24 protein-coding genes, 1 tRNA gene and 1 pseudogene are annotated in these 23,725 nt (G+C 60.1%); 14 read left to right on the forward strand and 12 right to left on the reverse strand.

Features of this window, described 5'->3' with window-relative positions; all coding sequences use genetic code 11:
• Nucleotides 1-2: 2 nt before the first annotated feature.
• The 7 genes from nqrF to C2U37_RS01845 all read right to left on the reverse strand — a co-directional run bounded on the left by nqrF (nucleotide 3) and on the right by C2U37_RS01845 (nucleotide 6,551).
• Nucleotides 3-1,226, reverse strand: a complete 1,224-nt coding sequence (nqrF, locus tag C2U37_RS01815) for an NADH:ubiquinone reductase (Na(+)-transporting) subunit F (protein WP_010673369.1) — start codon at nucleotides 1,224-1,226, stop codon at nucleotides 3-5.
• A 17-nt stretch (nucleotides 1,227-1,243) separates the two neighbouring features.
• Entirely contained in the window at nucleotides 1,244-1,840 is a 597-nt protein-coding gene (gene nqrE, locus C2U37_RS01820; RefSeq protein WP_005303538.1) for an NADH:ubiquinone reductase (Na(+)-transporting) subunit E, read from the reverse strand.
• 3 nt (nucleotides 1,841-1,843) lie between these two features.
• The gene (locus tag C2U37_RS01825) at nucleotides 1,844-2,476 is read right to left on the reverse strand and encodes an NADH:ubiquinone reductase (Na(+)-transporting) subunit D (RefSeq protein ID WP_005303545.1); all 633 of its coding nucleotides are present in this window, start codon (nucleotides 2,474-2,476) and stop codon (nucleotides 1,844-1,846) included.
• Nucleotides 2,469-3,257, reverse strand: coding sequence for a Na(+)-translocating NADH-quinone reductase subunit C (locus C2U37_RS01830; protein WP_029313922.1), 789 nt, complete (start codon nucleotides 3,255-3,257; stop codon nucleotides 2,469-2,471). The genes C2U37_RS01825 and C2U37_RS01830 overlap by 8 nt, the downstream gene beginning before the upstream one ends.
• Nucleotides 3,247-4,476 carry an NADH:ubiquinone reductase (Na(+)-transporting) subunit B gene (locus C2U37_RS01835; RefSeq protein WP_010673367.1) on the reverse strand — a complete coding sequence of 410 codons (1,230 nt, stop codon included), beginning with the start codon at nucleotides 4,474-4,476 and terminating at the stop codon, nucleotides 3,247-3,249. The genes C2U37_RS01830 and C2U37_RS01835 overlap by 11 nt, the downstream gene beginning before the upstream one ends.
• 3 nt (nucleotides 4,477-4,479) lie before the next feature.
• Nucleotides 4,480-5,823 carry a Na(+)-translocating NADH-quinone reductase subunit A gene (locus tag C2U37_RS01840; protein ID WP_029313920.1) on the reverse strand — a complete coding sequence of 448 codons (1,344 nt, stop codon included), beginning with the start codon at nucleotides 5,821-5,823 and terminating at the stop codon, nucleotides 4,480-4,482.
• A gap of 419 nt (nucleotides 5,824-6,242) precedes the next feature.
• The gene (locus tag C2U37_RS01845; protein ID WP_010673364.1) at nucleotides 6,243-6,551 is read right to left on the reverse strand and encodes a BolA family protein; all 309 of its coding nucleotides are present in this window, start codon (nucleotides 6,549-6,551) and stop codon (nucleotides 6,243-6,245) included.
• Nucleotides 6,552-6,758: 207 nt separating this feature from the next.
• Here C2U37_RS01845 and C2U37_RS01850 point away from each other — a divergent pair, with 207 nt between their 5' ends.
• The 6 genes from C2U37_RS01850 (at nucleotide 6,759) to C2U37_RS01875 (ending at nucleotide 11,948) form a co-directional block, all read left to right on the forward strand.
• Nucleotides 6,759-7,892 carry a methyltransferase gene (locus C2U37_RS01850; protein WP_104451739.1) on the forward strand — a complete coding sequence of 378 codons (1,134 nt, stop codon included), beginning with the start codon at nucleotides 6,759-6,761 and terminating at the stop codon, nucleotides 7,890-7,892.
• Nucleotides 7,893-7,916: 24 nt separating this feature from the next.
• Complete coding sequence (locus C2U37_RS01855) at nucleotides 7,917-8,489, forward strand: YajG family lipoprotein (protein WP_043758626.1); 573 nt, start codon at nucleotides 7,917-7,919, stop codon at nucleotides 8,487-8,489.
• Between the two features lie 14 nt (nucleotides 8,490-8,503).
• Nucleotides 8,504-9,055, forward strand: coding sequence for a peptidylprolyl isomerase (locus tag C2U37_RS01860; protein WP_104451740.1), 552 nt, complete (start codon nucleotides 8,504-8,506; stop codon nucleotides 9,053-9,055).
• A gap of 112 nt (nucleotides 9,056-9,167) precedes the next feature.
• A complete protein-coding gene (locus C2U37_RS01865) occupies nucleotides 9,168-9,497 on the forward strand; it encodes a hypothetical protein (protein WP_043758621.1) in 330 nt (109 codons plus the stop codon).
• Nucleotides 9,498-9,581: 84 nt separating this feature from the next.
• Entirely contained in the window at nucleotides 9,582-10,985 is a 1,404-nt protein-coding gene (locus C2U37_RS01870) for an AmpG family muropeptide MFS transporter (RefSeq protein ID WP_104451741.1), read from the forward strand.
• Nucleotides 10,986-11,141: 156 nt separating this feature from the next.
• On the forward strand, nucleotides 11,142-11,948 hold the full coding sequence (locus C2U37_RS01875; protein ID WP_103261458.1) for a nucleoside-specific channel-forming Tsx family protein: 807 nt from the start codon (nucleotides 11,142-11,144) through the stop codon (nucleotides 11,946-11,948).
• 102 nt (nucleotides 11,949-12,050) lie between these two features.
• Here the strand turns inward: C2U37_RS01875 and C2U37_RS01880 are convergent, their stop codons facing one another.
• The gene (locus C2U37_RS01880) at nucleotides 12,051-12,533 is read right to left on the reverse strand and encodes a YajQ family cyclic di-GMP-binding protein (protein WP_010673357.1); all 483 of its coding nucleotides are present in this window, start codon (nucleotides 12,531-12,533) and stop codon (nucleotides 12,051-12,053) included.
• A gap of 358 nt (nucleotides 12,534-12,891) precedes the next feature.
• On the opposite strand from C2U37_RS01880, the gene C2U37_RS01885 reads away from it, so the two are divergent.
• The 3 genes from C2U37_RS01885 (at nucleotide 12,892) to C2U37_RS01895 (ending at nucleotide 16,255) form a co-directional block, all read left to right on the forward strand.
• Nucleotides 12,892-13,839, forward strand: a complete 948-nt coding sequence (locus tag C2U37_RS01885; RefSeq protein ID WP_045523610.1) for a ketopantoate reductase family protein — start codon at nucleotides 12,892-12,894, stop codon at nucleotides 13,837-13,839.
• A gap of 30 nt (nucleotides 13,840-13,869) precedes the next feature.
• Entirely contained in the window at nucleotides 13,870-14,445 is a 576-nt protein-coding gene (locus C2U37_RS01890) for a DJ-1 family glyoxalase III (protein WP_104451742.1), read from the forward strand.
• A gap of 319 nt (nucleotides 14,446-14,764) precedes the next feature.
• Nucleotides 14,765-16,255, forward strand: coding sequence for a SulP family inorganic anion transporter (locus tag C2U37_RS01895; RefSeq protein WP_104451743.1), 1,491 nt, complete (start codon nucleotides 14,765-14,767; stop codon nucleotides 16,253-16,255).
• Nucleotides 16,256-16,401: 146 nt separating this feature from the next.
• On the opposite strand, the pseudogene C2U37_RS01900 reads toward C2U37_RS01895, so the two are convergent.
• Nucleotides 16,402-17,193 (reverse strand): annotated as a pseudogene (locus C2U37_RS01900) (ATP-binding protein); the annotation flags it as partial.
• Here C2U37_RS01900 and C2U37_RS01905 point away from each other — a divergent pair.
• From C2U37_RS01905 to C2U37_RS01920, 4 genes are all read left to right on the forward strand, one after another.
• Entirely contained in the window at nucleotides 17,134-17,547 is a 414-nt protein-coding gene (locus C2U37_RS01905) for a hypothetical protein (RefSeq protein WP_233768445.1), read from the forward strand. The pseudogene C2U37_RS01900 and the gene C2U37_RS01905 overlap by 60 nt on opposite strands.
• Nucleotides 17,548-17,602: 55 nt before the next feature.
• Nucleotides 17,603-18,982 carry a glycoside hydrolase family 1 protein gene (locus C2U37_RS01910; protein ID WP_104451744.1) on the forward strand — a complete coding sequence of 460 codons (1,380 nt, stop codon included), beginning with the start codon at nucleotides 17,603-17,605 and terminating at the stop codon, nucleotides 18,980-18,982.
• A gap of 10 nt (nucleotides 18,983-18,992) precedes the next feature.
• A complete protein-coding gene (locus C2U37_RS01915) occupies nucleotides 18,993-19,304 on the forward strand; it encodes a PTS lactose/cellobiose transporter subunit IIA (protein ID WP_010673336.1) in 312 nt (103 codons plus the stop codon).
• 240 nt (nucleotides 19,305-19,544) lie between these two features.
• Nucleotides 19,545-20,240, forward strand: a complete 696-nt coding sequence (locus tag C2U37_RS01920) for a family 16 glycosylhydrolase (protein ID WP_080560416.1) — start codon at nucleotides 19,545-19,547, stop codon at nucleotides 20,238-20,240.
• 94 nt (nucleotides 20,241-20,334) lie between these two features.
• On the opposite strand, the gene C2U37_RS01925 is transcribed toward C2U37_RS01920, so the two are convergent.
• Nucleotides 20,335-20,422: transfer RNA gene (locus tag C2U37_RS01925), tRNA-Ser, on the reverse strand.
• A 198-nt stretch (nucleotides 20,423-20,620) separates the two neighbouring features.
• Between C2U37_RS01925 and C2U37_RS01930 the strand changes: the two genes are divergently transcribed.
• Entirely contained in the window at nucleotides 20,621-21,370 is a 750-nt protein-coding gene (locus C2U37_RS01930; RefSeq protein WP_104451745.1) for a DsbA family protein, read from the forward strand.
• 174 nt (nucleotides 21,371-21,544) lie between these two features.
• Here C2U37_RS01930 and galE read toward each other — a convergent pair whose 3' ends face one another.
• Both galE and C2U37_RS01940 read right to left on the reverse strand, forming a co-directional pair.
• Complete coding sequence (gene galE / locus C2U37_RS01935; protein ID WP_104451746.1) at nucleotides 21,545-22,570, reverse strand: UDP-glucose 4-epimerase GalE; 1,026 nt, start codon at nucleotides 22,568-22,570, stop codon at nucleotides 21,545-21,547.
• Nucleotides 22,571-22,655: 85 nt separating this feature from the next.
• Complete coding sequence (locus tag C2U37_RS01940; protein ID WP_010673331.1) at nucleotides 22,656-23,675, reverse strand: hybrid-cluster NAD(P)-dependent oxidoreductase; 1,020 nt, start codon at nucleotides 23,673-23,675, stop codon at nucleotides 22,656-22,658.
• Nucleotides 23,676-23,725 lie beyond the last annotated feature (50 nt).

Raw genomic sequence — 23,725 nt, forward strand, 5'->3', positions numbered from 1 at the left:
GATTAACCACCGAAGTCATCCAGCAGGATGTTCTCGTCTTCAACACCGAGGTTTTTCAGCATGTTGATGACGGCGGCGTTCATCACGGGAGGCCCGCACATGTAGAACTCGCAATCCTCAGGCGCCTCGTGGTTCTTGAGGTAGTTCTCGAACAACACGTTGTGGATGAAGCCGGTGTAGCCATCCCAGTTGTCTTCCGGTTGCGGATCGGACAGGGCGACGTGCCACTGGAAGTTGTCGTTCTCGGCCTGCAGCATGTCGAAGTCTTCGACATAGAACATCTCGCGCTTGGAACGGGCACCGTACCAGAAGCTCATCTTGCGCTTGGTCTTCAGACGGCGCAGCTGGTCGAAGATGTGGGAGCGCATCGGCGCCATACCCGCACCACCACCAACGAACACCATTTCGGCGTCGGTGTCCTTGGCGAAGAACTCGCCGAACGGACCGGAGATGGTCACCTTGTCACCGGCCTTCAGGCTGAAGATGTAGGAAGACATCTGGCCGGGAGGGGCAGTCCAGTTGCTGGGCGGCGGGGTGGCGATCCGCACGTTCAGCATGATGATGCCGAACTCTTCCGGATAGTTCGCCATGGAGTAGGCACGGATGATCGGCTCGTTGACCTTGGACTCCAGCTCGAAGATCTTGAAGCGATCCCAGTCGCCACGATACTCCTCGGGAATATCGAAGTTCTTGTACTGCACGTGGTGGGCAGGCGCTTCGATCTGGATATAACCACCGGCGCGGAACGGCACGCTCTCGCCATCCGGGATCTGCAGCTTGAGCTCCTTGATGAAGGTGGCCTTGTTGTCATTGGAGATGACGGTACAGTCCCACTTCTTCACGCCGAAGATCTCTTCCGGCAGCTCGATGTCCATGTCGGAGCGCACGGTGACCTGGCAGGCCAGACGCTCGCCATGACGGGCTTCGCCCTTGCTGATGTGATCCAGCTCGGTCGGCAGGATGTCGCCGCCGCCGGATTTCACACGCACCTTGCACTGACCACAGGAGCCACCGCCGCCACAGGCGGAGGAGACGAAGATACCACTGCCGGCGAGCACGCCAAGCAGCTTGCCACCCGCCGGGCTGGTCACAGCCTTGGCCGGGTCGCCGTTGATGCTGATTGTCACGTCACCGGCGGTCACCAGCTTGGACTTGGCGAACAGAATGACTGCCACCAAGGCCAGCAGGATCACGGTGAACATGACCACACCCAGAATAATTTCCATCTATATTTCCTTTCCGATTACAGGGAAATACCAGAGAAGGACATGAAGCCCAGCGCCATCAGACCCGCGGTGATGAAGGTGATGCCGAGGCCGCGCAGGCCTTCCGGAACATCGGAATATTTCATCTTCTCGCGGATCCCTGCCATCGCGACGATGGCCAGCATCCAGCCTGCACCCGAACCCACGCCATAGACCACGGACTCAACGAAGTTGTAGTCACGCTGCACCATGAAGGAGACGCCGCCGAAGATGGCGCAGTTCACGGTGATGAGCGGCAGGAAGATACCGAGGGCGTTGTAGAGGGCCGGGAAATACTTGTCCAGCGCCATCTCCAGGATCTGCACCAGGGCCGCGATCACCCCGATGAAGGTGATGAAGCTCAGGAAACTCAGATCCAGACCGGATACCAGGGCACCGTCTTTGAGCACGTAGTTGTAGATCAGGTTGTTGGCCGGGACGGCAACGGTCTGAACCACGATAACGGCAATCCCCAGGCCCATGGCGGTCTTGACCTTCTTGGACACCGCCAGGAAGGTACACATCCCCAGGAAGAAGGAGAGCGCCAGGTTCTCGATGAAGATCGAGCGAATCAACAGACTGATATAGTGTTCCATACCTTAATCCTTCGCCTCCACCTGCTTGGGATCCTTGGTGCGCACGCCCCAGATGATCAGACCAATGATGAAGAACGCACTCGGCGGCAGCAGCAGCAGGCCGTTGGGCACATACCAGCCACCATTGTTCACCAGCGGCAGCAGCTCGATGCCGAACCAGGTGCCGGAACCCAGGATCTCGCGCACGGTGGCCACGGTCAGCAGCACGGCGCCATAACCCAGACCGTTGCCGATACCGTCCAGGAAGGAGGGCAGCGGGGCACTCTTCATGGCGTAGGCTTCGGCACGACCCATCACGATACAGTTGGTGATGATGAGGCCGACGAACACCGACAGTTGCTTGGAGATGTCATAGGCATAGGCCTTGAGCACCTGGTCAACCACGATAACCAGCGAGGCAATCACCGCCATCTGGGCGATGATCCGCACGCTGTTCGGGATCTGGTTGCGGATCAGGGAGATGAACAGGTTGGAGAAGGCGGTGACCGCGGTAACGGCCAGCGTCATCACGAACGCCGTCTTCATCTGGCTGGTAACGGCCAGCGCGGAACAGACACCCAGCACCTGCAGTGCGATGGGGTTGTTGCCGAGCACAGGCGTCAACAGCAACTTTTTCATTTCGCTCTTGTCAGCCATTGTTGATTTCTCCTGCACGTACCTTGGCCAGGAAGGGACCGAAGCCCTTGGGGCCCATCCAGAAGTCGAAGGTGTGCTGTACACCATTACCGGTCAGGGTTGCACCAGACAGGCCGTCGATTTCATGCTCGGAACCAGCCGGAGCATGGCCCTTGATCACCCGCAGCGCAGGCTGGCCGTTCTGGTCGAACAGCTTCTTGCCGACGAACAGCTCGCGCCAGGCCGGATTCTCGATCTCGCCACCCAGACCCGGGGTTTCACCGTGGTCATAGTAGGTGATGCCCTTGATGGTCTGGCCATCGGCCGCGACTGCTACGAAGGCGTACATGGTGGACCACAGACCCTGGCCGTAGATCGGCAGGATGATGTTGTCGACCTTGCCTTCGGCATCTTTCGCGAAGAACACGGGAACCAGCTTGGAGATTTGACGCAGGCCGGCCTTGTCGTCGGCCGGGGCCAGACGGATGCTCTTGGCCGGATCCTTGGCGGCAACCTTGGTGTCGAAGTTGTCGGCGTCGCCGTCAACGAACTCACCGCTGGTCAGATCCACCAGACGCGCTTCAATCTTGTCGCCATAGAGCTGGGCCAGGTCACGCTTGGCCACGGCGCTGATGTCGACGCCGGCGACGGACAGGATGTTGCTTTGCTTGTCCAGCGCCTTGTTTTCCAGCTGGGCCGGACGCAGACCCACGGCGGCCACGGAGACCACGATGGAGCAGACCAGACACAGACCGGTCACTACGGCGAGAGTGCCGGTAGTAGAGTCTTTATTAAACGCCACGTGCGATCCTCCGCTTGATGTTCGCCTGTGCCACGAAATGGTCAAACAAGGGGGCAAACAGGTTGGCGAACAGAATGGCCAGCATCATGCCTTCCGGGAATGCAGGGTTCACTACCCGGATCAGCACCACCATCACGCCGATCAGGGCGCCATACCACCACTTTCCCTTGTTGGTGAAGGCAGCGGAAACGGGGTCGGTCGCCATGAAGGCCATGCCGAACGCGAAACCACCCAGCACCAGGTGCCAGTGCCACGGCATGCTGAACATGGGGTTGGTATCGGAGCCGATGACGTTGAACAGCAGGGAGGTCGCGACCATGCCGACCATGACGCCGGCGATGATGCGCCAGGAGGCGATGCGCATGTAGACGATCATGGCTGCGCCGATGAGGATCATCAGGGTGGAAACTTCACCGATGGAACCGGGCAGGTTGCCAAGGAAGGCATCCATCCAGCTGATGGCTTCACCGGTGGCACCGTTGATCAGCGCCATCTGGCCGCCCTGGGCCCACTGGCTCAGTGCGGTTGCGCCGGAGAAGCCGTCAACGGCAACCCAGACCGCATCACCGGAGATTTGACCCGGGTAGGCGAAGAACAGGAAGGCACGACCCGCCAGCGCCGGGTTCAGGAAGTTTTTGCCGGTACCACCGAACACTTCCTTGGCCAGCACCACACCGAAGGTGATACCCAGGGCAGCTTGCCACAGGGGCAGCTCGGGCGGCACGATCAGGGCGAACAGGATGGAGGTCACGAAGAAGCCTTCGTTGATCTCGTGCTTGCGCACCATGGCGAACAACACTTCCCAAAAACCACCGACGATGAAGACGGTGATGTAGATCGGGAAGAAGTGCGCCGCACCGATCAGCATCTTGCTGCCGATGCCGGCGACGGCCGGATCCAGCGAGGCACCGAACAGGGTGGCCAGGGCGTATTGCCAGGAATCGGCACCGGCCGCGCTGCCCATGTGGGCGATAGCGGCGATAGACTGGTTGCCGACGTTGTACATGCCCCAGAACATGGCCGGGAACACGGCCAGCCACACCATGATCATCATGCGCTTCAGATCGATCGCATCACGGACGTGGGCGGCATTGCGGGTCACGGAACCCGGGGTATAAAACAGGGTGTACGCCGCTTCGAACAGGGCATAGTACTTGGCGTACTTGCCACCCGGCTCGAAGTGATGTTCCATATTTTCAAGAAGTTGCTTGAAACTCATCGCTTAACCTTCCAGTTCGATCTTGGTCAGGCACTCACGCAAGACGGGGCCGTACTCTGTCTTGCCGGGGCAGACGAAGGTACAGAGCGCCAAATCTTCCTCATCCAGCTCCAGGCAGCCGAGCGCCTGCGCGCTGTCGGTGTCACCGGAGATCAGATCCCGCAGCAGCAGGGTCGGCAGGATGTCGAGCGGCATCACACGCTCATAGTTGCCGATAGGCACCATGGAGCGATCACTACCGTTGGTGGTGGTAGTGAAGTTGATGAGTTTGCCCTTCATCAGGTGAGAGAGGGTGGTACGGGTGATGGAGAACTTGTTGGCACTGGGTTTGACCCAGCCCATGAACTCTTTCTCACGGCCTTCGCCCAGCACGCTCACCTGGTTGTGGAAGCGACCCAGGTAGTCATGGACCCCTTCGGCCTTGGCACCGCTCAGCAGGGAACCGGAGATGATGCGGTTTTCGTCCGCACGCAGCTCGTTGTTGGTCAGCTGGCTGAGGCTGGCACCCAGACGGGTACGCAGCAGACGCGGCTTGATGACGTTCGGGCCAGCCAGGGAGATCACCTTGTCGGTGAAGATCTGGCCAGTGGTGAACAGCTTGCCGTAAGCGATCACGTCCTGATAATTGATGTGCCACTGCACCTTGTTGGCACCGACCGGATCCAGGAAGTGGATGTGGGTGCCCGGCAGACCGGCGGGATGCGGACCGACGAACACGGCTTCCTTGACCTGGGCCAAGGAGGAGTGCGGCAGGCTGGCTTCGCCCTTGCAGACGTGGACGGTACCATCGGTCAGGCGGGTCAGCACGGCCAGACCGTCGAGGAAGGCCTGGGCCTGTTCCTTGATGATCAGCTCCGCACTGGCAGCCAGCGGATTGGTGTCCATGGCGGTGACGAAGATGGCGCGCGGGGTGGAACCCACGGCCGGCACCTTGCTGAACGGGCGGGTACGCAGCGCGGTCCATTGGCCTGATGCGACCAGGATCTCCTGCACCTTGCTACGCTCGAGCTGTGCCAGCTCGGCGGAGGCAAAATGCTCAAAGGTCACCTGCTCGTCGGACCCATCGATGTCGATGACGACGGACTGGAGAACACGCTTGGCACCACGGTTGATCTCAGAAACCACACCGGTGGCAGGGGCCGTGAATTTAACGCCGGGATTCTTCTTATCTTCGAAGAGCTCCTGACCTTTAATGACGCGATCACCTACTTTGACAAACATAGTAGGACGCATCCCCACGAACTCTTCGCCGAGTGTAGCAACACGGGTGATGGCCGGGCCATCGTAGATTACTTGCTCCGGAGCACCCAGCACGGGGATGTCCAGTCCTCTTTTAATTGTAATCATACTCACTTGCACTACCGTTAAGGGAAGACAGGTTGGTTAGCGCCGAGAAATACATCACGACGAGTTGTTGAATGAGCCCGTCAACATCGCGGAAAGCTGTCGAAGAAATAAACAAATCAGCAACATACAGGATCATTCAAAAGCGCCTGAGTTTACCACCTTAGGCGAGTTAGCCGCCACGCCAAATGGGGAAAATCCCCGCCCTATCACAAAATTAACCTTCACTGAATATTTCGCGCACGTCCTTGCAAACCGTGGTTTTAAAGGACTTTTCGCAAAACTAACCATATAGAGGTATTTTTCAGGCGCAAGGAAAAGGATTAGAAAAAATAATGCTACCCCCCTCATCCCTGGCTGCACACCATTCGTGATAGCGCTGTTAATGGCCCGAGGAAGGCGCCATCAGGAGGTTCAACGGCTCACGCAAAGGGGGATTTGCTGACGCAACCCGGCGTCTTTGGCGCCTGCTCCCGGGCCTGCCACTCGGATTCGGTATAGGTATGCAGCGCCAATGCATGAATGGCTCCCGCCAGCTCGTCGGCCAGCACCCCGTTCACCTGACGATGGCGACCCAGCAAACGCTGTCCCTCAAACGCCTGGCTCACCACGACTACCTTGAAGTGGCTTTCGGAGCCCGGTGCCACCCTGTGCATGTAGCTTTCATTGATCACTTCCAGGTGGCTCGGGGAGAGCGCGGCGGCCAGCTTGGCCTCTATCTGTTGTTGCATGCTCACGGTAAGGACTCCTCGTTGAATATCCGGCCATTGTAGCCAGGGTTGTGCGCCCGATGCATCAGGTACGAAGGATCCGCTCGCTCTCGCCGCACCGGACTGGTGAATTTCTCCGCCGCCGCTAGAATAGCGCCACTTTCACCGCTGCCGGGCAACACGGGGCAGACGGTCGCCATTCATCAATCACACGTTGGACTCTTGCCTATGCAAACCCTGCTCGACACGGCCCACTGCCGCCTGACCCTGTATCGTTACCCACGGCAGAGCCAGGATCCCCTGCAGGCCTGGGATGCGGCGGACGAGTACCTGATAAGCCACCTTGCCGAATCGCAGCAGGCACCTGACGGCCCCGTCATCATCATGAACGACGGCTTCGGCGCCCTGGCAGGCTACCTGCATGCCCACGCCCCCGTCTGCGTGACCGACTCCCACATCAGCGAGCGGGCCACCCTGGCCAATCTGGCGGAAAACGGGCTGGATCCCCACGCCATCACCCTGCAGGATGCCCTGGCCCCCCTGCCCGATGCCCCCGCCCTGGTGGTGATCAAGGTCTCCAAGTATCAGGCGCTGCTGGAGCAGCAACTGCTTGCCCTGCGCGGGGTCGTCACCCCCGCGACCCGCATCATTGCTGCCGGCAAGGCCAAGGACATACACACCTCCACCCTCAAGCTGTTCGAGAAGTATCTGGGGGAGACCCGCACCTCGCTCGCCTGGAAAAAGGCACGCCTCATTCACTGCACGCCCGCGGCCGAACGGCCCACGCTGGCCAACCCCTTCCCGACCGTCTGGCCGCTGGAAGGCACCACCATGCAGATCCACAACCACGCCAACGTGTTTTCGCGCACCAGCCTGGATATCGGTGCCCGCTTCATGCTGGACAACCTGCCGATCCACAGCGCCCGCAAGGTGATCGATCTGGGCTGCGGCAACGGCGTGCTGGGGCTCTCCCTGCTGGCGCGGGACAGCGAGGTGGAGGTGACCTTCATCGACGAATCCCACATGGCGGTGGCCTCGGCCCGCCTCAACGTCGAGCACAACCTGCCGGATGCCCTGCCCCGGGCCCGCTTCCTGGTCAACAACTGTCTCGACGACGTGCCCGCCGGAGCAGCAGACAGGATCCTCTGCAACCCCCCCTTCCACCAGCTGCAGGCGATCACCGATCACATCGCCTGGCAGATGTTCAGCGATGCGCACCGGGTGTTGCCTCAAGGGGGGGAACTCTGGATAGTAGGCAACCGTCATCTGGACTATCACAACAAACTCAAGCGCCTGTTTGGCAACGCACAAGTCGTTGCGTCGAACAGCAAATTCGTTATTTTGAAAGCCATCAAACGCTAAAGACAAAGCTAAAGGAAACCCATGATGAAAAAGTCACTCTTGCTGCTGGCCGCCCTGGTGCTGGGTGGTTGTGCCACTCACTGGCCGGAGAGCGCACTGATCAACCCGCAGGTCATCCCCTCCAACCAGCAGTACTACTCTGGCAACCGCATCACCATGGAAGGGGTGGACAATCGTGAAGCCGCCTATGTCTTCTCCATCAAGAAGAAAGAGAAGGCACCTGTGCTGGTCAACAGCAGCCAGCCCCTCAACAACCTGCTGGCGGAGAAGCTCGCCGAGGGTCTGCGCAGCCAGGGCCTGGAAGTAGGCAACAGCGGCACCACCAACCTGACGCTGGCCATCACCACTGCCGCCGTCACCGTGGAAGAGAAGACCTTTACCTATGTCACCAAGTCCCGCGTCAGCCTGCAGGTGATCGCCGACTTCCAGGGCAGCAAGCTGACCAAGCAGTTCAACATGTCTTCCAGCAAGGAAGAGCCGGGTGAGCCGAGCATGGCCGACCTCGAGTCGACCCTGAACCAGCAGCTGGGTAGCGTGCTGCAACAGATCATGGCGGATACCGCACTGCGCGGCTATCTCAAAGGCCAACCGAGCTGAGCGAGGAGATACCGATGAAGAAACTCTGGCTACTGGCCACCCTGATCGCCCCCCTTGCCTTCGCCGGCCCCAAAGTCCAGATGGAGACCAATCATGGTACCATCGTCGTGGAGCTGGCATCCAAGCAGGCGCCCCAGACGGTGAAGAACTTCCTGCGCTACGTGGCGGACGGCAGCTATGACGGCAGCCTGTTCCACCGGGTGATCCAGAACTTCGTGGTGCAGGGTGGAGGCTACAACCAGCAGTTCCAGCCACTGCCGACCTTCGATCCCGTGGTCAATGAATCCCGGGGCGGCCTGCCCAACAAGCGCGGCACCATCGCCATGGCTCGCACCCAGGCGGTCGACAGCGCCACCCGCCAGTTCTATTTCAACCTGGTGGACAACGACAACCTCAACGCCAATGCCGGCGCCGGTTACACCGTGTTCGGCCAGGTCGTGAAGGGCATGGAGGTGCTGGACAAGCTGGCTCAGGTACAGACCGGCTACAGCTCCATCCTGCGCGCCAACGACGTCCCCACCAGCCCCATCATCCTGAAGAAGGTGGTGTTGCTGGCGGACAAATAACGCGGGCCGGATCACATTCCGCCGCCCCCCTGAACGGGTCACCGCCCTCCTTTTCTATACTCTGCCCTTGCCCGATGATTGCGGTACACGAAAGCAGAGCGAGGAGGAGCCGGTGACCTGTCACGATTACATAGCCCAACACGCCGGCCCGCTGGCCCAGGCGGTTCGTCATTTCCTGGCACGGGAAATCCCCTATCACCAGCTGGAAGATCTGAGCTGGCAACTGCTCTCCCACTGGCAGGCACTCCCCGTCATCCCCATGGACAAGACCCCCGCCAACGAGCGAGAAGGGGTGTTCTGGCACCTGCTGCACAGCCTGCATCTGTGGGATGAGCAGCAACTCGTCAGCGACACCTGGCTGCGCCTGCAGCTGATGGCCTGCGCCAACTTCCTCGCCGCCGAAGGCCCCTGCCCGGGTCACTGCATCGGTTCACGCCCCTGAATCCTGCCGGTCCCGCTCGGCTTGCCTTGGCTATGCCTCCCGAACCTGACAAAATGACCCCCTTTTCTCCGAGGAGTCAGGCAGTTGAACAACCTCCGCCCGCCCAGCCACACCCCAGGTCGCGCCACCCGCTGGCGAGATGCCCTCGCCGTCTATCTCGAAGCGCGGGTGCTCATCCTGTTTGCCATGGGGTTCTCCTCCGGTCTGCCGCTGCTGCTGGTCTTCGGCACCCTCTCGTTCTGGCTGCGCGAGGCGGATGTCAGCCTGACCGACATCGGTTACATGAGCTGGGTAGCGCTGGCCTACGGTTTCAAGTGGCTGTGGTCGCCCCTGGTGGATCGGCTGCCCCTGCCCCTGCTGTCACGGCTGCTTGGGCGGCGACGCAGCTGGATGCTGTTCTCCCAGGTGCTGATCGCCCTCTCCCTGGTGGGGATGGCCTATTGCGATCCCAAGACCCAGCTCGCCCAGCTCGCCCTCTTCGCCCTGCTGGTGGCTTTCGCCTCCGCCACCCAGGACATCGTCATCGACGCCTACCGTATCGAGTCGGCGCCAGAGCGGTTGCAGGCGGCCATGGCCGCCTCCTACATGACCGGGTACCGACTCGCCATGATCATGGCCGGGGCGGGGGCGCTGGCGCTGGCCGCCTGGCTCGGCAGCAACAGCGGCTATGACTACCGCGGCTGGCAGCTCACCTATCTCTTGATGGGGGGCCTGATGTCCCTCGGTGTCATCACCACCCTGTTCTGTCATGAGCCCGCCATCGACATTGCCGCCCAGAATGAACAGCAAGCGGAGCGCAAGGCGCAGCTGATAGCACGAGGCTGGTCATCCTCCCTGGCCGGGCTCGGTGCCTGGACCTACGAGGCCATCTGGTGCCCGTTTGCCGACTTCTTCCGCCGCTACGGGACCTCGGCCCTGCAGATCCTCGGGCTCATCGCCTGCTATCGCATCTCGGACGTGGTAATGGGGGTGATGTCCAACAGCTTCTACGTGGACCTGCAATTCAGCAAGACGGAGGTGGCCACCATCACCAAGGTGTACGGCGTCATCATGACGCTGGTGGGGGCGGCGCTCGGGGGGGTGCTGGTGATGCGCTTTGGCACCCTGCGCATCCTGTTTCTCGGCGCCGTGCTGACCGCCAGCACCAACCTGCTGTTCGCCCTGCTCAACGAGGTGGGTCACGATCTGGAGCTGCTGACCATTATCATCTCCCTGGACAACCTCAGCGCCGGCATCGCCACGGCTGCGTTTGTGACCTATCTGTCGAGCCTGACCAACGTGGCCTTCTCGGCCACCCAGTACGCGTTGTTCAGCTCCATCATGCTGTTGCTGCCCAAGTTGCTGGCGGGGTTTTCCGGTCAGGTGGTCGAGCTTGTCGGCTACAGCCGCTTCTTCATCGGCACCAGCCTGCTCGGCGTACCGGTGATGATTTTGATCATCATTGTCGCCAAACGAAACAGTGGTTTGTCACCACAAACGAGCAAATAGCAAGCGTTTGCTAATTTTCGGGGGTGATTAGATTCACAAATCCTGACAAAGTTCCCTGGTGCTTGTTTATCCGTTGAATTTATTTGGCTAGAATCCCTCCCGCTCCTTGTGGGCAGGCTACGGAAAACCTCAACTAACGCACAAGAGACCAATAAAATGGCCAAATTTACCAAGACTCTGATCGCTGCCGGTCTGCTGGCTGCCTCCGCCACTCCGGCCTTTGCTGCCGACTACAGCGGCGACATCCACAAGAACGATTATAAGTGGATGCAGTTCAACGTGATGCACACCATCGACCAGAAACCTCATGGTCCGGATGGTTACAACGATACCTACTTCGAAATGGAGTTTGGAGGTCGATCCGGTATTTTTGACCTGTACGGTTACGTTGATTACTTCGATATATTCGACTCACGTCACAGCGACAAGCACAAGCAAGAAAACCTCTTCATGAAGTTTGCTCCGCGCATGTCCTTGGATGCCCTGACCGGTCAGGATCTCTCCTTTGGTCCGGTACAGGAAGTTTATGTTGCCAGCTTGTTTAACATCGGTGGTGTACAGGGGCTGAATGATGCCTTTGTTGGTATCGGTGCTGACGTGATGGTTCCGTGGTTTGGTAAAGTGGGCATGAACCTTTACAAGCGCCATGCTAACGAAACCTTCTCTGGTGAAGGCGAAGGCTGGAGTGGCCAACAGTTCTCCATGAACTGGTTCAAGCCGTTCTACACCTTCTCCAACGGCAGCTTCATCTCTTACCAAGGCTATCTGGATTACACCTGGGGCATGAAAGATACCAGCCACTCCGATGGTCTGGCGACTTTCCACGGTATCTACTGGCACTCTGACCGCTATGCCGTCGGTTACGGTCTGAAATACTTCAACGAGATCTACGGTATCGATAACTCCGATGCCTTCAAGTCTACTGGTTTCGGCCACTACTTCTCCGTGACCTACAAGTTCTAATCGAACCTGTCGTCGACGGACACAAAAAACCGGAGCCATGGCTCCGGTTTTTTTATGGCCTGATGCAGGAACAAGGGGAGAGACTCGCCCTCCCCGCCCGGATCAGTCGCGGAAGTTCTGGAACTGCATCGGCTGGCCCAGTTCGGCGCCACGCACCAGAGCCATGGTCTCCTGCAGATCGTCGCGCTTCTTGCCGGTAACCCGCACCTCGTCGCCCTGGATGGCGGCCTGCACCTTGATCTTGGAATCCTTGATCAGCTTCACCAGCTTCTTGGCGACTTCCTTGTCGATCCCCTGCTTGAACTTCACGGTCAGGTGGAAACGCTTGCCGGAGTGAACGCTGTCACCCACGTCCATGGAGCTGTTCTCGATCTGGCGCTTTAGCAGGGCGCCGCGCAGGATCTCGACCATCTGCTTGAGCTGGAAATCCGCATCGGCCTCCAGCTTCACCTCTTCCTTGTTCAATTCGAAGCTGGCTTCCACGCCACGAAAATCGAAACGGGTCGCCAGTTCACGATTGGCGTTATCGACGGCGTTCAACACCTCGTTCATTTTGACTTCAGAGACAATATCGAATGACGGCATAGCCGGGCTCCTCATGCTGTTCTTCAGGTTGTACTTATCGGTGGGCAAATCTACCAGAAAACGGGCAAATTTGCTGATTTCGATGGGATTGCTCTGCTAGAATCCCCTGCGCACAGGAATGGTGAGACCCGTTAGAACCCGTCCAGGAGCGGTCGCGAGAGGTCCGACACTCGGTGAAGTGCAGCCCAGGAACCCGTATGGTCATGCATACATGAGGCTCCCTGGCTGCGCATGAGCCTTGAGTACGACCCGACAGCCAGCTCATGCACCGGTTTCAGGTATTCACCAAGCGACATCTTCCCTTATCCCGGGTTGGCGGTTGACAGGATGGCAGCCCTTCCCATGATCGAGCCTCTTCATGCCAAGCGGATTACGCGACAACAACCTGAAAACACGCCGTCACCCTGTCTCTCCCGAGTGGACCTTGCTGGGCTGCGGCGCCCTGGGCGGCGTCTTCGCCTCCCTGTTGACCCAAAGCGGCCAAGCAACCCGCCTCCTGCTGCGCGAGCGCCATCGTGCCACCTTGCACCCCGGCGTCGACTTTACCTCCCTTGAGGGGCATACCCAGCTCCTGGCCATCGAACGCGCCTTCATCGACAAGCCGGGCAGCATCAAACGCCTGCTGGTCATGACCAAGGCGGGGCAGGTGATATCGGCCCTCACTCCCCTGGTCGGGCAACTGGCGGCAGGGGTGCCCATCGTGCTGCTGCACAACGGCATGGGGATCGCCGATCAGGTGGTCGCACTCTTCCCAGACAACCCCGTGATCGCCGGCGTCACCAGCCATGGCGCCATGCAGAGCGGCCACTTCGTGTTCCGCCACACCGGCAAGGGGGAGACCTGGCTGGGCCCTGTCAACGAAGCGGCCCGTGCCCATGCCCACCTCGCCGACGAGCTGGCCAGCGCCCTAGGTCAGGCCGGCTGGGATGAGCAGATCCTGACACGCCAGTGGCAGAAACTCGCCGTCAACTGCGCCATCAATCCCCTCACCGCGCTCTACAAGCTCAAGAACGGCGAATTGGCTGGTCCGCGTTTTGCCGATGCCCTGCAGCAAATCTGCGTGGAAGTGGCTGACGTCATGCGGGCCGAAGGTCAGCCTACCGGCAGCGAAGAGCTGTTGCGCCGTGTCATGATGGTGGTGGAGCTCACCGCCGACAATTACTCTTCCATGTATCAGGACATGGAACAGGGCCGCGAGACCGAGATCGAAGCCATCACCGGCTTCCTGCTGAACAAGGCCGCCCTTCACGGTATCGCGGTGCCGGTCAATCAGGGCCTCTATCAGGCCGTCAAAGAGAAGCGCTGAGCAGAGCAGCTGGCAAGCAAGGAGTGCTAGATGAGCGTACTGGTATTGGTGGCCCCCGGGTCGGAAGAGATAGAGACGGTTGCCATCGTCGATACCCTGGTTCGGGGTGGCATCGATGTGGTGCTGGCCTCCTGCTGCCCCACTGGAGCGCGCCAGATCCGCGCCTCTCGCGGGGTGCAACTGGTGGCGGATTGCCATCTCGACGAGCTGACTACCCGTGACTTCGATGCCATGGTCGTACCGGGCGGTCTGCCCGGCAGCGAAGTGATCCGCGACACTCCCCTCGCCATCGACCTGCTACGGGAGCAGGCAGGCCTCGGCCGCTGGCGCGCCGCCATCTGTGCCGCACCCGCCGTGGTACTGCACCATCACGGCTTGCTGGGGGATGCGAGCATCACCTGCCACCCGGGCTTTCAGGCCCTTCTGCCCGCGACACAATTGAGCACGGCAAGGGTAGTGACCGATGAAGCCCATCGCCTGATCACCAGCCAGGGCCCGGGTACCGCCATCGAGTTCGCTCTCGAGATAATACGGGTACTGCGAGGTGACGAGGCCGCCCGTACGGTGGCCGGTCCCATGGTGTTGCCCCCCTCGCTATCGCCATAACCACATCGGGCACTCCGATGAAAGCGACAGAGCCCCCTTGTTTGGTCTATGTTGGCTGCTCTTGTGCTAGATAAAACAATCCGGGCTTCCCCGGCCTGGCACCGGCTGTTAACATGCGCCCCTTATGCCTGTTATGTGCTCTGGGGTGGCCGTCACGCCGCCCTGACCCTGCCCTGTGCGGCCTCTGCCGCTTGACTCCGGTTATGCCGACCGGCCGGTTTACCCGACCATCAACAGCCAGTCCAATCCTGTGATCCCCGCCATTCCCCCTGATTTGCGGGCCTGTGGCCATGGATCCTCAACGAGCGAGAAAATCCCCATGCTGGAACGTGCAAGACAAGAGTGGTTCTCCAACATACGGGGCGATCTGCTGTCGGGCATCGTCGTCGCCCTGGCGCTGATCCCCGAGGCCATCGCCTTCTCCATCATTGCGGGCGTCGACCCCAAGGTCGGCCTCTATGCCTCCTTCTGCATCGCCGTGGTCATCGCCTTCGTCGGCGGTCGTCCCGGCATGATTTCCGCCGCCACTGGCGCCATGGCGCTCCTGATGGTGACCCTGGTCAAGGAACATGGCCTGCAGTATCTGCTGGCGGCCACCCTGCTCACCGGCCTCTTCCAGATAGCGGCGGGCTACCTCAGGCTCGGCAGCCTGATGCGATTCGTCTCCCGCTCTGTGGTGACCGGCTTCGTCAACGCCCTGGCCATCCTTATCTTCATGGCCCAGCTGCCCGAGCTCACCAACGTCACCTGGCAGGTCTACGCCATGACCGCGGCCGGGCTTGGCATCATCTATCTGTTCCCGCTCGTTCCCGTGGTGGGCAAACTGCTCCCCTCCCCTCTGCTGTGCATCGTCATCCTGACGGCGGTGGCCATCACCCTGGGCATCGACATCCGTACCGTGGGCGACATGGGCGAGCTGCCCGATACCCTGCCGGTCTTCCTCTGGCCCGACGTGCCCCTCAATCTGGAGACCCTGTCCATCATCTTCCCCTATTCAGCGGGGCTGGCGGTGGTGGGACTGCTCGAGTCCATGATGACGGCAGCCATCGTCGACGAGATGACCGACACTCCAAGCGATCGCAACCGCGAGTGCAAGGGTCAGGGGATCGCCAACATAGGCGCCGGTCTGCTGGGAGGCATGGCGGGGTGCGCCATGATTGGCCAGTCCGTCATCAACATCAAATCCGGTGGCCGCGGCCGCCTCTCCACCTTCGTGGCGGGGACCCTGCTCATCCTGATGGTGGTCTTCATGGATGAGTGGATCCGTCAGATCCCCATGGCCGCCCTGGTGGCCGTGATGATCATGGTCTCCATCGGCACGTTTTCCTGGGAGTCGGTACGCAACCTGAAGAGCCACCCCCTCTCCACCAACCTGGTGATGGTGACCACTGTCGCCGTGGTGGTCGCGACCCACAACCTGGCACTCGGGGTCTTCGTGGGGGTGCTGCTCGCCTCTCTCTTCTTCGCCCACAAGGTTGCCCGCGTCATGGTGGTCAAGAGCGACAGCGAGCGCAGCGGCGCCGTGCGTACCTATCTGGTGCGGGGCCAGGTCTTCTTTGCCAGCGCCGAGCAGTTCCTGGCCGGTTTCGATTTCAGAGAGGAAGTGGAGAAGGTGGTCATCGACCTGACGCACGCCCACTTCTGGGACATCACCGCCATCACGGCCCTCGACAAGGTGGTCATCAAGTTCCGCCGTGAGGGGAAAGAGGTGGCGGTCATCGGCCTGAACGACGCCAGTGCCACCCTGGTCGATCGCTTTGCCATCCACGACAAACGCCAGGAGGGAGAGCCCCTGCTGGCCGAGCATTGATCCCGGCGCCCCATGAGAGCGCTGCCTGCAAGCCATAAAAAAAGCCCGTCTCTCCCCATGAGATGGGCTTTTTTTATGGGCTGTTGGATCACAGTCAACACACGCGCCTCGGCGCGCCCATCCCGAGCCGATGCGGCAATGCGGGGTCATGACCTGCCGTCAGGGTGCAAGAAGGGCCAGGAAAGCAGGAACAGGGTGCCGCCCCGCCCGCCGGATTGGCAGAGCGCACTGCCGCCGTGGGCCTCGGCAATGGCCTTGACCACGGCCAGCCCGAGCCCGCTGCCGCCACTCTTGCGCGAGCGTGACGGATCCCCCCGGCGAAACGCCTCGAAGATATGGGTGGCGACCTCCTCGCTGATGCCGGGCCCTTCGTCTTCCACGCTCAGGATGCACTGGGCGCCAGAACGATGCAGGCGCACGGTCAGCATGCCCGGCACCGCGTGCTTCTGGGCATTTTCCAGCAGCGCCATCAGGGCCTGACGGATGCGAAGTGCATCGCAACAGGCCCAGAGCTCGGCATCGAGCTCCCGTTTGAGGGTGAAACCGCTCGCGGCCAGGGGGGTGGCAAACGCCTCAAGCACCACGGCAAGCTCGTCGGCCAGCCTGATCGCCTCTCGTTGCAGCTCCAGGTGGCCGCTGTCGTTGAGACTGAGCACCCGCAAGTCTTCGATCAGGTGGGTCAATCCCTCCACCTGGCGCAACAAACCTTCAAAGAGCGCACGCTCTGGCGGAAATACCCCTTCGGCCAGCCCCTGCAATCGGCCACGTAATATGGTCACCGGGGTGCGCAACTCGTGGGCGATGGCGGCATTCCAGAACTCCCGCTCACGGGTCATGCTCTGCAGCCGTTCGGCCATGGTGTTGAAGTCCCGCACCAGTTGCGCCGTCTCCCCGATCGCCTGTTCATCCAGCAGCACACGGGCGTCGAGCCGATCCTGTTTGGTGCTCCCATCATCATGAACCCGGTCTTCTTCCTGCCCTTCATCCTGGTGCCGATGATCAACGCCATCCTGGCCTGGTCCGCGGTGGATCTGGGTCTGGTTGAGAAGGTCGTGATGCTGACCGCATGGACCACGCCGGCCCCCATCGGCGCCTCCTGGGCGACCAACTGGGCCTTCAGTCCGGTCATCATGTGCTTCATCTGCATGGGGATCTCCGCCCTGATGTATTACCCCTTCGTGCGGGCTTACGAACGCACCCTGCTCAAGCAGGAAGCCGAGACGGCTGAAGCGGAAGAAGCAGCCAGATCAGAAAAAGCAGACACAATCACACCAATTCAGAGTCAGGCGTAAGCGCCAGGCGTAAGCGCCACGCCGCCTGCACGCCGGTCATCAAGAGGAAACTGCAATGCAATATACATTCCCCGAAGGCTTCTGGTGGGGTAGCGCCTCGTCGGCCGCACAATCGGAAGGGGCTGCCAATGTGGGCGGCAAGGCACCGACCATCTGGGATCACTGGTTCGAGACGGAGCCACACCGTTTCCATGGTCAGGTTGGCCCGGCCAACACCTCCACCTTCTACGATCGTTATCGTGAAGACATCGCATTGATGGAACAGATTGGCCACAACAGCTTCCGCACATCCATCTCCTGGGCCCGGTTGCTGCCGGATGGCCACACCGTCAACCAGGAGGCCGTCGACTTCTACAACAAGGTTATCGATGAGCCGCTGGCCAAGGGGATCAAACCCTTCATCGGCCTGTTCCACTTCGACATGCCGATGTACTGGCAGGAGCAGGGGGGCTGGGAGAGCCGCGAAACCGTGGCGGCTTATGCCGAGTACGCAGCGCTCTGCTTCAAACTGTTCGGTGATCGCGTCGCCTGCTGGATGACCTTCAATGAGCCCGTTGTGGTAGTGGAAGGAGGGTATCTGTATGACTTCCATTACCCGAACCAGATGGACTTCAAACGGGCAGCCCAGGTGGCCTATCACATGATGCTGGCCCACAGTCTGGTGGTGAAGCGTTATCGCACACTCTCTCTGCCCGGCCAGATCGGCATCGTCCTGAACCTGACCCCCTCCTATCCGCGCTCTTCAAACCCGGCAGACTTGAAGGCCTCGTTCATTGCCGACCTGTTCTTCAACCGCGCTTTCTTCGATCCTGCGGTGAAGGGGGTTTATCCCCAGGAGCTGATCGATATCCTGCGCGAGCACGATCAGATGCCCGTGGTGCAAAGCGGCGACTGCGAACTGCTGGCCGCCGGCAAGATCGATCTGCTCGGCATCAACTACTACCAGCCGCGGCGAGTGAAGGCACGCATGACGGCCATCAATCCGGACTCCCCTTTCCTGCCTGACTGGTTCTTCGAGAATTACGAGATGCCAGGCCGCAAAATGAACCCTTATCGCGGCTGGGAAATATATGAGCGCGGTATTTATGACATATTGATCAACCTGCGCGACAACTATGGAAATATCCCAAGCTATATCTCCGAAAATGGTATAGGTGTCGAAGGGGAGCACAGATTCATTGGTGAAGATGGTCAGGTAAAAGACGATTATCGTATCGACTTCATTCGCGGCCACCTCCAGTGGATTCATACCGCCATTGCCGAAGGAAGTCATTGCCCTGGTTATCACCTGTGGACCTTTATTGACAACTGGTCCTGGATGAATGCCTACAAGAACCGTTATGGATTCATCAGCCTTGATTTAGAAAGCCAGCAGCGCACCGTCAAGAAAAGTGGTGAATGGTTCACCAACGTCTCTCGTAATAATGGATTTTAAGGAGTCATAAATGATGGATCTTGAAGAAGCAGTCATGGGCATCATCGTCAATGCCGGCCAATCTCGCAGTCTCTGTTTCGAAGCCCTGCGTCAGGCTCGTGCTGGCCAGTTCAGCGAAGCCGATGCCTTGCTGCTCCAGGCCACCGACGCGGGGAAGGCTGCCCATGCCGTACAAACCAAACTGATTGAAGCCGATGAGGGCGAAGGCAAGACCAAGATGACACTGGTCATGGTACATGCCCAGGATCACCTGATGACCTCCATTCTGTGCCGCGAACTGGCCACCGAACTGGTCGAGATCTATCGCCGCCAAGCCAGCTGATTTTAACTCATCGGATCGGGAGTCCGTGCTTTTGCCACCGTTATATACGGTGGCTTTTTTTATTCTGGTTATACCAGCCAGCCGTCATGTATTTCATACCTTTTTCAGGCAATTTCAAAAATATGAAACTGTCATGACGCGATACCAGTATAAGTTTCAATATCTGTTTATGGCTATTCTGATGCTGCTTGTCGTCATCAACAAAACACTCATTAATAAACACACAGGAATGTGGATAATATGCGTAAACTTGGACTGATGTCAGTATTGCTGATGGCGGGAGGATTATATTCCACTCAGGCATCGGCATGGTGGTGGAGCAATCAGGATTGGCAGGTCTCTGATGGTTGGCGCAATGGCGGGTCAGAATTCGACTGCACTTGGCGCGCCGCCAACGTCTGGATGGAGTCCGGCACGGCCATCCTCCATGCGAAATCCGACAAAGGGAACAAGAGCTGTGCTGAGCTGCGAACCTACAACTACACCCGCAAGGGTCGTTATGAGGTGCAGATGCAGGCAGGATCGGTGCCCGGCACCATCAGCTCCTTCTTTACCTATACCGGAGATGCAGGCACCAGCTCTCACTATGAAGTCGACATCGAGCTGATGGGGGGCACCAACCTGCTCCATACCAACGTCTGGATCCAGGGGCGTCAGTATCCCCAGGACATCGACCTGGGCAAGTACGGTATCTCCATCTGGAACATGGAGCGCTACGCCTTCAACATCGACGAGGCGGGAGTCACCTGGCAGGTCTTCAGCCGCACCCAGAACAAATGGGTGAGCGTGCGCCGCGAGAGCCGCCCCGTCACCAGCTGGATGCAGACGTTTGTGAATAACTGGATCAGCGCCAACCCGAGCTTCCCGCCCAGCTCCTACAACGGCCAGCCCGTCTACGCCAAATACAAGTACGCCAATGTGACGCCCTGGGAGTGATCGCGATGGTCAACTAAATCCGGGCACACGGCGGCATACCCAAAACCGAAGACACAAAAAAGCCCAACTGAATAAGTCAGTTGGGCTATATAGATGGCGGAGGAGGTGGGATTTGAACCCACGGATGGTCGCCCATCGCCGGTTTTCAAGACCGGTGCATTCAGCCGCTCTGCCACCCCTCCGCAGCAGTGCGACGCATATTACCCATGCCCCCAGCCCTTGTAAATCCCTACTCCGTTTGTTTGCCCATTTATTGGGCTATCTGGCGCACAAAACCGGCAAAACCGCTGCAAACCGTGCTTTTTCAAGCGGATGGCTTGACTTGAAAACAGACTCACCCACTATAGGGGCCACTACCACATCCCCAGCAAGATGGACTTATGAGAATCAAACATGCCCTGTTCGCCGCCCTGACCGGCGCGACCCTGCTTGCGGCGCCCGTGCAGGCGAGCGAGCTGACCAAGAGCGATGTCGAGCAGATCGTGCGCGACTATCTGGTCAAGAATCCGGAGATCCTGGTCGAGATGTCCAACGCCCTGCGTGCCAAGCAGGAGAGCCAGCAGGCCGAGAACGACAAGACGCTGATAGAAGCCCATGCCAAGCAGCTCTTCGCCAACCAGGATCCCGAGAGCGGCAATCCCAAGGGCAGCCTGACGGTGGTGGAGTTCTTCGACTACAACTGCGGCTACTGCAAGCGCGCTCATCCCCTCATTCAGCAACTGCTCTCTGAGGACAAGGAGATCCGCTACATCTACAAGCAGTTCCCCATCCTGAGCGAAACCTCCTACTACGCCGCCCGCGCGGCGCTGGCGGTGAAGCTCGGCCAGCCCGACAAATACCAGACCTTCCACGACAAGCTGTACGCCCATCAGGGGCCCCTCTCCGACGAAGCCCAGGTGAAAGACGTCGCCAGGGCCGCCGGCGTGGACTGGAGCAAGGTCGAGGCGAAGATCAAGGACGGGAGCATCGATCAGAATCTGGGTACCAACCGGGCGCTGGCCGAAGCCATGGCCATTTCCGGCACCCCGGCCTTTATCATCGGCGATCAGATCCTGCGCGGCGCACCGCGGGATCTGGCCAGCCTCAAGGCTATCATCAAGGATGTCCGCGCCGGCAAGAGCATTCAGTAACCCGCGCGTTGTTCATGAAAAAACGCCCCGGCATGCCGGGGCGTTTTGCTATTCAGGCTGCAAACCATCAGGCCTGATGGGCCGTCGCGAGAAGCTGTCAGCAAGGCGAAGAGCAGCGCTGGGACCCGAGTTTATATGAATAAATGAGGTTCCCGAGCAGCGCATGACCCTTGATCACGGCTTCGCAGCAGGGCCATAACCGTTCGGGTTCTGGCTTTGCCAGCGCCAGGTATCGATCATCATCCGCTCCAGCCCCCGCTCGGCCTGCCAGCCCAGCTCGTCACGGGCCAGAGCCGGTTCAGCCCAGCACTCGGCGATGTCGCCGGGGCGACGGGGCTTGATCTGATAGGGAATGGTGCGACCGCTGGCCGCTTCAAATGCCTTGATCATCTCCAGCACCGAGTAGCCCTGGCCGGTGCCGAGGTTGTAGGTAAAGACCCCGGTATCGGTGGCGATACGGGCCAGCGCCTTCAAATGGCCGATGGCGAGATCCACCACGTGGATGTAATCGCGCACCCCGGTGCCGTCCGGGGTTGGATAGTCGTTGCCAAAGACCCCCAGCTCCTTGAGCTTGCCCACGCCGACTTGACTAATGTAAGGCAGCAGGTTGTTGGGGATGCCGTTGGGATCTTCACCGATGAGGCCGCTCTCGTGAGCCGCCACCGGGTTGAAGTAGCGCAGCAGCACAATGGCCCAGCGAGGATCGGATTTGGAGAGGTCACGCAGGATCTCTTCGACCATCAGCTTGGAGCGGCCATAGGGGTTGGTGGCGCTGGTGGGGAAATCTTCCCGCAGGGGTACCGAGGCCGGATCCCCATAAACGGTGGCCGAGGAGCTGAACACCAGCCGGAACACGCCGGCCCTGGCCATCTCTTCGCACAGCACCAGGGTGCCGGTGATGTTGTTCTGATAGTAGGTGAGCGGGATCTGGCCGGATTCCCCCACCGCCTTGAGGCCGGCGAAGTGGATCACGGATGCTATCCTGTGCTCGGCAAACAGCCGCTGCAGGCAGGCTCTGTCCAGAATGTCCCCTTCCACGAAGGTGACCGGCTTGCCGGTGATCCGCTCGACCCGTTTGAGAGATTCGGGGGAAGCGTTGGAGAGGTTGTCCAGTACTACGACCTGCTGCCCGGTACCAAGCAGCTCGACCAGGGTGTGGGAACCGATGTAACCGGCTCCCCCCGTCACCAGAATTGTCATTTTTTATCCCGTACTTTGCTGAAACTGGGGTTGAGTCTACCCGCACGACCCGTCCGGGAAAAGCTCGGGATACCAATGACGCCCGTCAGTACTCCAGGCTCACATCCCCTCTGGCGGTGCAGGAACAGGCCAGCGCCACCCCGTTCTCGAGATCTTGCGCGCTCAAGGTCATCACGCTCTGGCGCTCGATTTCGCCTTCCGTGGTGCAGCGACAGGCGCCGCACACCCCGGCGCGGCAAGCGGCCATCATGGTCTCCCCCGCCCCCTCCAGCGCTGCCAGCAGGGTCTGACCCGGCAGGATCTTCACTTTCTTGCCGCTCTTTTTGAGGGTCAGCCAGAAGTGGTCGCTGCCGGCCGCAACTGGCGCCGCACTCGATGTTCCAGCAGGCAGGCCGAACGACTCCTGGTGCAACTGCGCTGCCGGCAGTCCCAGCTCCGCCAGCATGGTGCAGACTGCGGTCATGTAGGGGGCAGGCCCGCACAGATAGACGTGGCGCGCCAGCAGGTCTGGCGCCAGTTCCCTCAACATGTCCGGTGTGAGCCGGCCAACCCAGGGATGAGCCGTTGGCGCCTCTTCCCCAACTTTCTCCAGCACTAAAGCATGGCGCACACCGGCATGAGCCTCGGCCAGTGAAGCCAGTTCCCTTGCGAAGATCACATCCCCGGGGGTTCTGGCGCTGTGAATAAAGCGGATATCGGCGTCCGGTCGCTTGGCGAGCTCGTCCCGCAGCATGGCCCACATGGGGGTGATGCCGGAGCCGGCGCTGAGCAGCAGCGGCCGCTCGCAGGGGAACGCGGTCAGGTGGAAATCGCCGAAGGGGCCGTCTACCCGGATCTCGTCCCCCACTTGCAGGCTCTTGTGCAGATGGTGAGAGACCAGCCCCACATCCTTGATGGTGACCTGCCAGAAAGGATCCTGCGGGCTGGAGGAGAGGGTGTAGGCGCGGCAGTGAGGCTTGCCGTCAATCATCGTGTGCAGGGTGACGCACTGGCCGGCCAGCACGGAGGGCAGGTCGCCAGCCAGGGGTTCAAATTGCCAGCTCGCCACGTCGTGGGTCTCTGCCCGGCGGGCTATACAGCGCAGGCTCAAAGAGGTGGAGGTCATCGCAAGGCTCCTCTTGCTCGGAAATAGCGTTGAAAAAAGGCGAGCCATCA

Origin of the sequence: Aeromonas sp. ASNIH1 (assembly GCF_002934285.1) — a bacterium.
Lineage (GTDB): Bacteria > Pseudomonadota > Gammaproteobacteria > Enterobacterales > Aeromonadaceae > Aeromonas > Aeromonas caviae.